Consider the following 12,990-nt stretch of genomic DNA (forward strand, 5'->3'; position numbering starts at 1 on the left):
GCGGGCAAGCCCGCTCCCACGCTTGATCTGTGAACGCGGTCAAAATGTGGGAGCGGGCTTGCCCGCGATGGCGCCCGTCCAGGCGCTGCATTCAGAACTGGTACTGCGCCCCAGCCCCCGCATACCACGAGCGCCCCGGCGCCGCTTCGTAGTAGCGGTTATTGCCATCCCCCACAATCACCGACCCCACGTACTGACGATCCAGCAGATTATCCAGGCGCAGGGTCTGGTGAAAGGTCCAGTGCTCTACCTTCTGCTCAAACCGTGCGCGCCAGTTGAAGACGCTGTAGGCCGGCGCGGCGTGTTGTTGGTTGGTGTCTTCTACGTAGACCTTGCTGCGGTACATGCCTTCGATGGCGGTGCTGACCCAGTCCCGTGGTTTCCAGTTCAGTTCGGCGAACAGGGTGGTTTGTGGCACGCCGGGGAGGTAGTTGCCTTTGTCGATGGTGTTGGCGCCGCTGGTAAAGTCGCTGTCGTAGGTTGCGTGCAGGCGGGTGTAGGCGAGGCTGGTGCTCCAGTGGTCGCTCAGCTGGCTTTCAACACCCAGTTCGAAGCCGCGGCGCAACGTGCGACCGGCGTTCTGGTAGCTGGTACGGCCACCGATGGATTGCTGCACCACCAGTTCGTCCTCGGTGGTGATCTGGAAAATGGCGGCGTTGATCCGCGTGTTGTTCAGTTGCGCTTTCACGCCCATTTCATATTGCGTGCTTTCAGACGGCTTCAAGCCGAAGTTGAAGCCCTCGGCGTTGCCCGGTGCATAGGCCAGCTCCGCCTGAGTCGGGGTTTCAAAGCCTTTGCCTGCGCTGATGTAGGCGTGCAAGTCGGGGGTGAACGCGTACATCACGCTCATCGAAGGGGTGTTTTTCTGGTAGGTCTTGTTGCCGCTGGCGTCGCCATTGCTCAGGAACTGATCGTCAACGTCCATTTGCATCGTGCTGTGGCGCACGCCGGCTTGCAGGGTCCAGCGGTCGAGGGCCCAGTTGGCTTGGATATACGGGTCGAGGCTGCGGGCCGTGTCGATTTCGTCGCGGCGTAGTTGGCCTTTCACGCCGAGGGTGTTGCCGCTGTAGTTCTGATAGCCATGGCGGCTGTCTTCGCTTTGGTCGAAGTCCAGGCCGGTAATGATCGTCAGCTCGCCAGGCGCGCTTTCGATGGGCTGCAGCCAGCGCACGCTGCCGCCGTAGAACTTTCGATCAAATTGCACTACGCCACCGCCGCGTTCGTTGGCGGGCGTGCCCTTGGGGATCGACAGGTACTGAATCACACTGCGCCTCCCGGTGTAGGTATTGACCTGCAAGGTCGCGCCACCGAAATACCGCTCGTAATTCATCCCCAATTGCTGGTGATCGATACTTTTACGCGTGTTGTAGTTCAGCGCATTGGCGCTTACCGAGCGCGGGTCTGCCTTGTACGCTGCCCAGGTTTGCCCCAGTGGATCTTGCGTACCGTTCTGCTCCAGGCTGCTGTAGATCAATGCCAGCTTGCTGTCGTCATCGGGCTCGACATTGAGCTTGGCGAAGGTCTGGTCGCGGCGCGCGCTGCTGTGATCGCGGTAGCCGTTGGTGTCCATGCGCGAGGCGTCGAGCACAAACCCGGCGCCATTCGCCGCGCCCTCGGCGCTGAGGTGGTTCTTGTTCAGGCCGTCGCTGCCCACCAGGGTTTCGGCGCCGATACGCGGCGGGCCCTCGCCGTCGCGGGAGAACATCTGGATCACGCCCCCGGCGTTGCTGCCATACAGCGTCGCCGCCGGGCCGCGCAGCACTTCGATGCGCTCGGCCGTGTCGAGGTTGAACGTCGCGGCCTGGCCCTGGCCATCCGGGGTACTGGCGGGGATGCCGTCGGCGATCAGCTTGATGCCGCGCACGCCGAATGCTGAACGGGCGCCGAAGCCTCGGGAAGAAATTTGCAGGTCCTGCGCATAGTTCTGGCGGTTCTGCACCACCAGGCCGGGCACGCGGGACAGGGCCTCGGAGGCGTTGATGCCGAGCTGGCCGTCACTGATCTGCTCGCGGTTGATGCCGTCCACGGAATAGGGCAAATCGAACGTCGGGCTGGCGCTGCGCGAGCCGGTGACCACGCTGGGGTCCAGGATCAGGGGCGTATTGTCGGCCTGGGCGGTGTTACACAGGCCCAGCAGTAAGGCAAGGCAGGTTGGGGCAGAAGGAGTCATGAAAAGGCCGGTTGGTAGCGCGCAAGTGAGGGGCGTAGGCGAAAATGTTACAAGTTTAACGACTCGCCCTCTGATTTGCCGAAATCCTTACCGCTGGGCGCAATGGGATGCATCCTACGCTTAGCGTCGACTGCGTAAGCCTGAAGCCTTGGTTCTGTGGTGTTAGGTTTTCGGTCTTTATTAACAAACAAGAAGAATCAACTATGCGGACTCCTATTCTGAGGTTGCTGGTATTGCTGGGAATATCGTTGCTCATGGGCGGCTGCGGCACTACGACCACGGTACTGCGTGGCGATGACGTCACTGTTCTGAACCTCAAGAGGAAGAAAACGTACTGCAACTCTGTTCCGCGTGTTTATAGCGGCGTGGTTTATGACTTGTGTGTCTTGCATGGACCGCCGAACTCCGCAAGTGATCTCTCGCTGAATGGTATTCCCTGGGGCATTCTTGATGTGCCCGTTTCTGCTGTCCTGGACACGCTCGTCCTGCCCTACACGATCTACCGCCAAAGCGCGGACGGCAGCATCGAGCTGCGCTAACAGCTTCCTACTGCTTTTAAGCTATAATCCCGCCCTTTAGCTGTTTCCCGCCCCGGCGGGAAACACACTTTTTTCAGGCGCGATGCGCCTGCATGCAGACTAAAAGAGGCTAGACCCCAGTGGCATTGACGATTCTTGGCCTGTCCGGCGCCCTTAGCCATGATCCTTCCGCAGCCCTGTATATCGACGGCAAGCTGATTGCGGCCGCCGAAGAAGAGCGCTTCGTACGCGACAAACATGCAAAGAACCGCATGCCCTACGAGTCGGCGAAGTTCTGCCTGGAGCAGGCTGGCATCAAGCCTTCGGACGTTGACGTGGTGGCGATCCCGTTCGCCCCGATCAGCCTGTTCGGCGAGGCGCGCTGGCACTACGCCAAGCGTTACTGGTACGCCCCGGACCGCGCCCTTGACGCGATCCTGATGGGCAACCGTCGCTACAAGCGCTATCGCAACAAGATCGTCTGGTGCCTGGAGCAACTGGGCTTCGATCCGAAGAAAATCAAGATCGAACCGGTAGAACACCACCTGGCTCACGCATCCAGCGCCTACCACTGCTCGGGCTTCCAGGAAAAAACCGCGATCCTGGGCATTGACGGCAAGGGCGAGTACGCCACTACCTTCTTTGGCTACGGCGAAAACGGCAAGATCCACAAGATCAAGGAATTCTACGATCCGGACTCCCTCGGCGGCCTGTACGGCGCAATCACCGAGTTCCTCGGTTTCGAAATGCTCGACGGTGAGTTCAAGGTCATGGGCATGGCGCCGTACGGCGATGCCAGCAAATACGACTTCTCGCGCCTGGCCTCCTTTGAAAACGGCGAACTGGTGATCAACACCGACTACGCCAACGTCATCGGCCTGCGCCGCTACAAAGAGAAGGGCAAGGGTTTCTACTTCTCGCCAAAACTGATCGAGTGGCTGGGGCCGAAACGCGAAGGCGACATCGCCGACGAACCGTACATCCACTATGCAGCCAGCATGCAGGCGCTGTTCGAAAAACTGGCCTTGCAGATGATCGACCACTACCTGGGCGACATCCTCAAGGACACCGGCAAGCTGGCCTTCGCCGGCGGCTGTGCGCTGAACGTCAAGCTGAACCAGAAAATCATCGCCCGTGACGACGTCAAAGAGCTGTTCGTACAGCCGGCTTCCGGCGATGCCGGCACCGCCGTCGGTGCGGCGGCCTACGTGTCCCATGCTCGTGGTGTACCGGTCGAGAAGATGGAACACGTCTACCTCGGCCCGTCCTACAGCAACGAAGACGTGATTGCCGCGTGTGCCAAGCACGAGAGCAAGCCGAACTGGCGCAAGATCGAGAACATGCCTAAGCGCATTGCCAAGATCATGGTCGACGGCAATCCGGTAGCCTGGTTCCAGGGCCGCATGGAGTTTGGCCCGCGTGCGTTGGGCGGTCGTTCGATCATCGGTTGCCCAAGTGCAACCGGCGTCGCGGATCGCATCAACCACCAGATCAAGTTCCGCGAGCGCTGGAGGCCTTTCTGCCCGTCGATGCTCGACACCGTGGCCCCACAGATGATCAAGGTCGATCACCCGGCGCCGTTCATGACCTTCACCTTTGAAGTCGCCGAAGAGTGGAAGACCCGTGTACCGGAAGTGGTGCACGAAGACGGTACTTCCCGTGCCCAGGTGCTCAAGCGCGAATACAACCCGCGCTACTACGACATGATGAAAGAGCTGGAAGTGCTGACCGGTAACGGCGTGTCCCTGAACACCTCGCTCAACCGCCGTGGCGAAGCGATGATCTGCTCGCCGACCGACGCGCTGAACATGTTCTTCGGCTCGGACCTGCAGTACCTGATCATGGAAGACATTCTGGTGGTCAAGGACGGCGTGGACCCTTATGACGCCGTGGTTTAAATGCTGAACCGCTTCCAGGGCTGGCGGGAACGTGGCTGGGCGCCTGTCGAGGCCGAGGTTTACGCCCAGGCCTGGCAGCGTTACGGCGGCAGCGTGGCGACCCATCCCCAGGTGATCGAGCGGCTGGCCGGCCTGGCGCAGATACCCGTGCGCTACCTGGGCTGGGAGCAAGGTGGTGAGCTCAAGGGGGCGATCGCCACCTGGGGGCGCGACCTGGCGCTGTCCAAGGACGTGCTCAAGCGCAGCGGCAAGAAAGGCCTGTTTGACCTGGGCAACGCCGAGATCATCCTGCCGATTGCCGCCGATGCGCAGGCACCGTTACGGCACCGTGCGCGCTACCTCTCGGCGTTGAACGAGGGGCGCGTGAGCACCCTCAAGCCTCAGGCCGAGCAATTGGCCATGGCGCGCACGCCCGAAGACCTGTCGAAGAAGTTTCGCTATAACCAGCGGCGTGAACTGCGCCTGTTGGAAGAGGCGGGCGGCGTGGTAAGGGCGGTCAGTGAGTTTTCCAGCGTAGAACTGGCGGCGATTTATTGCGACCTGTTCCAGCGTCGTTGGGGCTTCCCGGCGGCGGGCGCGGCGCGTCTGGCCGAGGTGCTGGAGTTGCTCAAGGAATTCCTGTTCGGCTCGGTGCTGTTTCTGAACGACGCGCCGATTGCAGTGCAATTGGTGTATCAGGTGCAGTCCAACGAGTGGTTCAGCGCCGAGTATGTCAACGGCGGCGTCGACCCTGAAACCCGTGCATTCAGCCCTGGCAGTGTGCTGAGTTTCCTCAATACCCAAAGTGCCTGGGAACATGCGCGGGCGGCGAACAAGTCACTGCGCTTCTCCTTCGGGCGTTCCGACCGTGAATACAAGGAGCGCTGGTGCAACCCGGTGCCGGTGTTCAGCGTATGAGCCGCAAACAGCAACTGCTCAAGCGCCATCGGCGTAACAAACGTATTGCGCTATTGATCGGCGTGCTGGTGTTGGTCGCCACCGGCGTACTGGTCGCCTGGTGGTTGCCGCTGATCCTTGCAGGGCTGCTGTGGGCCGCCCATGAAGCCTGGTTTGCCGATCACCTGTTTTATTCGCCCAAAGACAGCTATGAGTATGCCTTCCCGGCTGGCAGCGAACAGCCCGGCTTGCGCCTGGAGGCGGGCCGGCTGCTGCTGGATACGCCGTTGGCGGCGGATGAAACCCTGATCGTCGGCGTTGAGTTGAAAAGTACCTGGCTGGGGCGTTTCTTCGATCCTGCGGTGGACCTGTTGGGCCTGCAAAGCCCGGACCGGCAAGCCTTCGAACGCGGCGTCGCTGGGCGGCGTTATCTGAACCTGACCGGCGCCGCCGAAGCCTTGGTCGCGGGCAAGCTCGAATTGCGCGGGCGTTTTTGCCGGATCAAGGGGCAGCCGACGCTGTGGCGCTTTCGCCAGCCGGACTATCGCCAGCAACGTGTGATGGTGATCGCGCCCCATGCCGACGATGCCGAGCTGGCTGCGTTCAGCCTTTACAGCCAGGCGACTGAAAGCTGGATCGTCACGCTGACGGCCGGTGAAATCGAAGCCGAGCATTATCAGCACATGGGCCTGCCCAAGGCCGAAGCTGCGCGCCTCAAGGGCCGTTTGCGAGCGTGGGACAGCGTCGCCGTGCCCCGCTGGGCGGGCGTGCCCGAGGCGCAGTGCGTGCAGTTGGGGTACTTCTGCATGCAGTTGCAAGCCATGCAGGCCGCGCCAGATCAGCCTCAAGCCTCCCGCGAAGCCGATTTGGCCGATACGCGGCTGTTTCGCCAGTTCAATGGTTTTGCCCTGCCTGGCGATGCTGATGGCGCGCCGACCTGGCATAACCTGATCGCCGACCTGCGGGCGCTGCTGCTCAAGGCGCAACCCCAGGTCATCGTCTTGCCCACGCCGTTGCTGGACCCTCACGCCGACCATATCTGCGCCCACGCGGCAGTGCTGGAAGCCTTGCAGGGCCTGGAGTGGCAGCCCGACACATTGCTCGGCTACGCCAATCACCTGCATGATAACGACCGCTGGCCCATGGGCGATTCCGGCGCTGGCGTGGCGCTTCCGCCACGTTTCGATGGTGCTGTGGAACTGGTGCCGTGCAGTTTCGCCCTCGCCTTGAGCCAGCAGCAGGACAAGGCCATGGCCCTGGGCATGATGCACGACCTGCAGCCGCCAGCGCCGTTCAAGCGTCGGGTGCGTAGGTGGTTGCAGCAACTGCTGGCGGGCCGTAGTCCATCGCCCTATGGCGAGAACGAATTCTTCCGCAAGGCCGTGCGCCGTCACGAGCTGTTGTGGGTCCTGAAGCAGGACTGAGAGCCGATTGAAGGCAGGCCGTTATGCGCCTGTCGCCCTTTTTACCGGGCTGCGTGCCCGTAGCCAGATCGCTGCATGGAGAGTTATGAAGCCTCGTTTCAAGGTTTTGCAGTTACAGCCGGACTACAACGTCAAGACCCATGACTTCGCGGACTTGGGTGAGCAAATCGTCAAATCCCTGCCGGCTGAGCGCTTCGAGGTGACCTCCGGATTTCTCAGTGGGCGCCCGCTGCCCGGCCAGCCCCTGAGCGTGGCCGAGCACTCCCATTATTTCGAGCTGCCGGAAAAGTCCCTCAAGGGCATTCGCTTTGGCGCCATGTGGCAGATCTACAAGTACTGCCGCGAGCAGAAGTTCGACGTGGTCATCTGTAACCGCTTCAAGTCGGTGAACATGATGCTGTCGCTCAACCGCTGGTTGAAGATCCCGCTGTGCATCGGCATCTCCCACGGCTTTGGCGAGTACGCCCGTGGTTACCGTCGGCGTCAGACCCAGCGCTGGGTCAGCCCGGCGTGGCGCTTTGTCGGGGTGTCCGAAGCGGTCAAGGACTACCTGGTAGACCTCAACTGCGGCTTCACCCGTGAGAACACCACCTACGTCACCAACGCTATCGACATTCCCCAGGCCGAGGCTTTGCAGCTGTCTCGTGAGGACGCGCGCAAGGCCCTGGGCCTGCCAACGGATGCACGGATGATCGGCGCCCTGGGCCGCCTCGTGCCGATCAAGGGCCATACCCACCTGCTGCAAGCCTTCGCCACGCTCAAGGACAAATACCCTGAGGCGCAGGTGGGGATTATTGGTTCCGGCCGTGCCGAAGCCGACCTGCGTGCCGACATCGAGCGCCTGGGCCTGACCGGCCGTGCGCACTTGCTGGGCTTTCGCGAAGACGGCATGAAGTACGTGCGTGGCTTCGATATCTGGACCATGCCGTCGCTGTTCGAAGGCCTGGGCCTGGCCTTGCTGGAAGGCATGAGCGGCCATCTGCCGGTGATTGCCTCCAACGGCCCGGCGATGCTGCCACTGGTGCATGGCGCGGGCGGCTTGTCCCATGATCCGGGCAACGTCGAACAATTGGCTGCGGCCCTGGACACTTACCTGGCCATGAGCGATGAACAATTGCGCGCCAAGGGTGAGGAGGTGTTCCGCTATCTGGAGGCCAACCACACCCTCGATGAGTTCAAACACAAGTACCTGACCCTGATTGAAACCGGTTTGCGTGAAGTAGGTAGAGCATGAATCAGCCACAACCTCTGGTCTCGGTGATCATCGCTTCCTACAACCATGGCCAGTACATCGAGCAAAGCATTCTTAGCGTGCTGGGGCAGACCTACCCCAATATCGAGCTGTTGGTAGTCGACGACGGCTCCAAGGATGACAGCGTCGAACGCATCCAGCGCTTGCAGGCCGAGCACGGCTTTGATTTCCAGGTGCAGCAGAACCAAGGGCTCAGCGCGACCTTGAACGGTGCGATTGCTCGCGCCAAGGGCAGCCTCATCGCACCGTTCGGCTCGGACGACATCATGTTGCCGGACCGTATTGCCACCCAGGTGGCGTATATGGACGGCAAGCCGAAGGTGGGCATGTGTGCTGGCAATATCGAGCTGATCGACGGGGATGGCAACCTGCACCCGGAGAAGAAACAGCGTCGCGACGTGCCGTTTCGACGTCTGGACTTCGATGACCTGTTCCTGGACCGCAAGCCGTTTCCACCGGCGCCGACCATGCTGATTCGTCGCGAAGTGCTGGAGGAGGTCGGTGGTTTCGACCCGCAGATTCCCCTGGAAGACTTGCTGATCCAACTGAAGATCACGGCGGCGGGCTACACCATTGACGCCCTTGACGTGGTGATGGCCAAGTATCGCCAGCACGCCAGCAACACGTACAAGAACCACCGCTACATGATCCAGAACATCCTCAAGACCTACGCCAAGTTCAGCGAGCACCCGGCCTATGACGCGGTTCGCTACAACTTCCTGAACTCGATGTTTCTCAAGACCGCCGACCGCGACCGCCCGTTGGCGCGGGAGGTTCTCAAGCAGATCCCTTTGAAGTTCTGGGGGCGCAAGACCTTGCGCGGGCTAGTGCGGTTGTATCTGGCGCCGCTCAAGAACTGAACCGACGCCGCCCCCTGTAGGAGCGAGTAAGCTCGCTCCTACAGGTGTTTACAGGCTCTGGACCTGCTCGCGGATTTTCGCAGTGGCCGCTGGGCTCGCCTCCGAGGCGTAACCTTTGACCAATTGTTCGAAGTGCGTTTCGAACAGCCAGTTGCGATCCTGAGGATAACGTTGCATGTGGCGCAGGTTGCGTTGGCGCAAGGCGTAACGCAGTGAAGACGGGTAGATGCGCAGGTCAGCCACGTCGATCAGGGCGAACTCACCGTCGTCCATCAACAACACGTTACCCAAGTGCAGCGAACGGAAGTACACGCCGCGCTCGTGCAGTTGCGCCATGAACCGTCCAAAGCGCTCAACCAGTGATTCACGCAGGCTGCTGTCCAGGCTTTGCAGCGCTTGGCGCAACGTCAGGCCGGGCAACGGCGTGTAGCGCACCGCGCTGCTGGCGTCGCTCAGGCGGTAGAGCCCGAGGATGTGCGGGGTAGGAATGCCCAGGGTGCGCAGTTGCTCGCTGTTGCTGGCAAAGCGCTCGGAGTACGGGTTGAAGCTGCCGGAGGTGTACCAGCGGCGTGGGCGGAACAGCTTGAGGAAACTGCCGTCCTCCAGGCGCAGGACTTTGGGACCCAGGCCATCGGCCTCAATCACGTGGGCGTTGCTGCAAAGTTGTTCAAACGCTGCGGGCTTGAGGTTCTGCACCGGCATGCGCAGCAGGCTGCGATGGCGCTGGGCGATGCTCAGGCCGGTGATAATTGCCAACGGAATCCACAGCAGGAACCAGTGCTCCTTAGGGCGCGACAGAATGCCGCCGCCTTCGGTCAGGCCCGCACCGATGCCGTAGGCCAGCAGTGACGAAGCCAGGATGAACAGCGGCTGGGCGCGTTGCTGCAGGCCTTTGTACAGGCCCCAACCGAGCATGAATATCCACGGGATAAAACCAATGATACCGACGTAGTAGAGCACCCCGAGGGCAAAGCTGTGAGGTTCGCGCAGTTGGTCTCCATCTGGCAGAGTCAGAAACAGCTCGGAGTCGTAACTATGACCGATCCACGGATGTTCGGAGATAAGCCGCAACGACATGCTCCACAGTTCCAGGCGGAATGAGCTGCCTCGTTCAGTAATCGATTCGGGGTATAGCAACAGGAGCGCGGCAGCACCCAGGACCATGCCGCTGAGAAGTAAAGCCGAGCGACGGTTGCGGCTGACAAAACTCATCCACAGGATGGACAGCGTCAACGCCACCAAAGGCGTACGTGAGCCGGTTGCCAGCACGGCCGCAGTCATGATTGCCAGCGCTGGTACGCTGAACCACAACACCTTCAGGCGCTGGGTGGTCATGCAGACGTACAGCCAATACACAGTGAAAAAGCCAAAAAGGTGCGAGCTGAGCAGCGGGTTATCTAGGGCGCCAAGGCCACCGATCATGCGCATGCCGGGCTGAAAGACTTTTGCAAACGCCACAACGTTACCCAGACTCACCACCAGCGCAATGATAGCAGCGCTAAAGAAGATAGGCTTGAACAGCTCATTGCGATAATGCAGCAGGAGGCCACAGCCACCAAACAGCATGAAGGTGTTCAGCGGCCGCTTGAACAGGTCGGTATCGGAACTGGGCTCAGGGCTCCAGAGCAGGCTGGTCAGAGCCCAAACGGAGAAGGATAGAAACGCAATAGCCAGGGGCTCTCTTAACAGATCCTTGAGTTCCCGGGGACGCATGAGCAGCAGAAACAAGGTCGGTACGCTGAACAGGATGTATACGATCCGATGCAGTACATTACGATTGCCGACGAAGAACAGTGCACTCAGGAGCAGCAACAAGCCAACAGGTAAAATCCACAGGACCAGGAAGTCGAAAACGCGATTTGAGCCATAGATAAGGCGCTTGGAGTGCATACAGTAGAGCCATTCCAGAAATAGAAAGCCAACCATCTTAAGCTAGTGGCTAAGTAATGTCGCCGGTAGGATCCAACCGGGCCGCGGCTTACGCCGGGTGCAAGTACAACAGAGAAGCTGTGCTAAAGTCAGCCTCCTTTTTCAAAACGCCGCGTGATATGACCGACTCCAGTCCGAGCGCAAGCCCTTCGAGCTTGAAAATATACTTCCGCCTGCTCAGTTACGTTAAGCCCTATATGGGCTTGTTCGCGTTGAGTATCCTTGGATTTCTGATTTTCGCGTCGACCCAACCGATGCTGGGTTACATCCTCAAGTACTTTGTCGACGGTCTCTCCAATCCGGAAGCTGTGCTGTTCCCGACCGTGCCCTTTTTGCGCGACCTGCAATTGCTGCAGGCAGTGCCGCTGCTGATCATCCTGATCGCGGCCTGGCAGGGCCTTGGTTCGTTCCTGGGCAACTACCTGTTGGCCAAGGTCTCCCTGGGTCTGGTCCACGACTTGCGGGTGCAACTGTTCAACAACCTGCTGACGCTGCCCAACCGCTACTTCGATAATCACAACTCCGGGCATCTGATTTCCCGCATCACCTTCAATGTGACCATGGTCACGGGGGCCGCGACCGATGCCATCAAGGTGGTGATCCGCGAAGGCATGACGGTGATCTTCCTGTTCGCCTCCTTGCTGTACATGAACTGGCGCCTCACATTGGTAATGATCGCGATCCTGCCGTTGATTGCCGTGATGGTCAGTACCGCCAGCAAGAAATTCCGTAAGCAGAGCAAGAAGATCCAGGTGGCCATGGGCGACGTGACCCACGTGGCCTCGGAGACCATCCAGGGCTACCGCGTGGTGCGCAGCTTCGGCGGTGAAATCTACGAACAGAAGCGCTTTTTCAAGGCCAGCCAGAGCAACACCAACAAGCAACTGCGCATGACCCGCACCGGGGCGATCTACACCCCGGCGCTGCAATTGGTGATCTACTCCGCCATGGCCGTGCTGATGTTCCTGGTGCTGTACCTGCGTGGCGACGCCTCGGCGGGTGACATGGTGGCCTACATCACTCTGGCGGGCTTGTTGCCCAAGCCGATCCGCCAGCTCTCGGAGGTCAGCTCGACTATTCAGAAAGGTGTGGCGGGCGCCGAAAGTATCTTCGAACAGCTGGACGAAGACGTGGAGGTCGACCACGGCACTCTCGAACGCGACAAGGTCAGCGGTCGCCTGGAAGTTCGTCACCTGAACTTCACCTACCCTGGCACCGATCGCCATGTGCTCAAGGACATCAGCTTCACCGCCGAGCCTGGGCAGATGATTGCGCTGGTGGGGCGCTCGGGCAGTGGCAAGTCGACCCTGGCCAGCCTGATCCCGCGCTTTTACCATCATGAAAGCGGTGAAATCCTGCTCGATGGCATCGAGATTGAAGACTACAAGTTGCTCAACCTGCGCAAACACATTGCCCAGGTCACCCAACATGTGACCCTGTTCAGCGACACCGTGACCAACAACATCGCCTACGGCGACCTGGCCGGTGCACCTCGTGCCGATGTGGAAGCGGCGGCGGCGGATGCCAATGCGAAGGACTTCATCGATCAGTTGCCCAAGGGCTTCGATACCCAGGTGGGTGAGAACGGTGTGCTGTTGTCCGGCGGCCAGCGTCAGCGTTTGGCGATTGCGCGTGCGTTGCTCAAGAATGCGCCGTTGCTGATCCTCGACGAGGCCACCTCGGCCCTCGATACCGAGTCCGAGCGGCATATCCAGGCGGCACTCGATAAGGTCATGCAAGGCCGCACGACCCTGGTGATCGCGCACCGTTTGTCCACCATCGAGAAGGCTGACCTGATCCTGGTGATGGACGACGGGCGGATTGTCGAGCGTGGTACCCATGGCGAGTTGTTGGCGCAGAACGGTTACTACGCCCGCCTGCATGCCATGGGTCTGGATGCACCGGTGCAGGCTGATATCACCTGATCCAACCGGCATCACGGTGTAAAGGAAATGTAGGAGCGAGCTCGCTCGCGAAAAACCTCAACGATAAACCGCGCTTCCTGAATAAACGCGGCGTCTGTGAGTTTTTCGCGAGCAAGCTCGCTCCTACAGAGAGCAAAT

The 12,990-nt window shown here is 60.4% G+C and carries 9 protein-coding genes; 7 read left to right on the forward strand and 2 right to left on the reverse strand.

Translation table 11 applies throughout. From position 1 onward, the window contains the following. Nucleotides 1-91 precede the first annotated feature (91 nt). Entirely contained in the window at nucleotides 92-2,170 is a 2,079-nt protein-coding gene (locus JFT58_RS09960) for a TonB-dependent receptor family protein (RefSeq protein ID WP_054896242.1), read from the reverse strand. Between the two features lie 203 nt (nucleotides 2,171-2,373). Here JFT58_RS09960 and JFT58_RS09965 point away from each other — a divergent pair, with 203 nt between their 5' ends. The 6 genes from JFT58_RS09965 to JFT58_RS09990 all read left to right on the forward strand — a co-directional run bounded on the left by JFT58_RS09965 (nucleotide 2,374) and on the right by JFT58_RS09990 (nucleotide 8,998). Continuing rightward, nucleotides 2,374-2,709, forward strand: coding sequence for a YceK/YidQ family lipoprotein (locus tag JFT58_RS09965; protein WP_054896243.1), 336 nt, complete (start codon nucleotides 2,374-2,376; stop codon nucleotides 2,707-2,709). A gap of 119 nt (nucleotides 2,710-2,828) precedes the next feature. Next, entirely contained in the window at nucleotides 2,829-4,586 is a 1,758-nt protein-coding gene (locus JFT58_RS09970; protein ID WP_014716634.1) for a carbamoyltransferase family protein, read from the forward strand. Then, nucleotides 4,587-5,483, forward strand: a complete 897-nt coding sequence (locus JFT58_RS09975) for a GNAT family N-acetyltransferase (RefSeq protein WP_054896244.1) — start codon at nucleotides 4,587-4,589, stop codon at nucleotides 5,481-5,483. Continuing rightward, nucleotides 5,480-6,886: a PIG-L family deacetylase gene (locus JFT58_RS09980; RefSeq protein ID WP_054896245.1), complete on the forward strand. Its 1,407-nt coding sequence runs from the start codon at nucleotides 5,480-5,482 to the stop codon at nucleotides 6,884-6,886. The genes JFT58_RS09975 and JFT58_RS09980 overlap by 4 nt, the downstream gene beginning before the upstream one ends. 85 nt (nucleotides 6,887-6,971) lie before the next feature. Beyond that, on the forward strand, nucleotides 6,972-8,120 hold the full coding sequence (locus JFT58_RS09985) for a glycosyltransferase family 4 protein (RefSeq protein ID WP_054896246.1): 1,149 nt from the start codon (nucleotides 6,972-6,974) through the stop codon (nucleotides 8,118-8,120). Further along, nucleotides 8,117-8,998: a glycosyltransferase gene (locus JFT58_RS09990; protein WP_054896247.1), complete on the forward strand. Its 882-nt coding sequence runs from the start codon at nucleotides 8,117-8,119 to the stop codon at nucleotides 8,996-8,998. The genes JFT58_RS09985 and JFT58_RS09990 overlap by 4 nt, the downstream gene beginning before the upstream one ends. A gap of 48 nt (nucleotides 8,999-9,046) precedes the next feature. Here JFT58_RS09990 and JFT58_RS09995 read toward each other — a convergent pair whose 3' ends face one another. After that, complete coding sequence (locus JFT58_RS09995) at nucleotides 9,047-10,888, reverse strand: bifunctional O-antigen ligase/aminoglycoside phosphotransferase family protein (RefSeq protein ID WP_054896248.1); 1,842 nt, start codon at nucleotides 10,886-10,888, stop codon at nucleotides 9,047-9,049. A 158-nt stretch (nucleotides 10,889-11,046) separates the two neighbouring features. On the opposite strand from JFT58_RS09995, the gene msbA reads away from it, so the two are divergent. Then, nucleotides 11,047-12,852 (forward strand): lipid A export permease/ATP-binding protein MsbA, encoded by a 1,806-nt coding sequence (msbA, locus tag JFT58_RS10000; protein ID WP_054918872.1) that lies wholly within the window; start codon nucleotides 11,047-11,049, stop codon nucleotides 12,850-12,852. The last annotated feature ends 138 nt before the right edge of the window (nucleotides 12,853-12,990 follow it).

The sequence above is a fragment of the Pseudomonas sp. MF6767 genome (assembly GCF_016405475.1).
Lineage (GTDB): Bacteria > Pseudomonadota > Gammaproteobacteria > Pseudomonadales > Pseudomonadaceae > Aquipseudomonas > Aquipseudomonas paracarnis.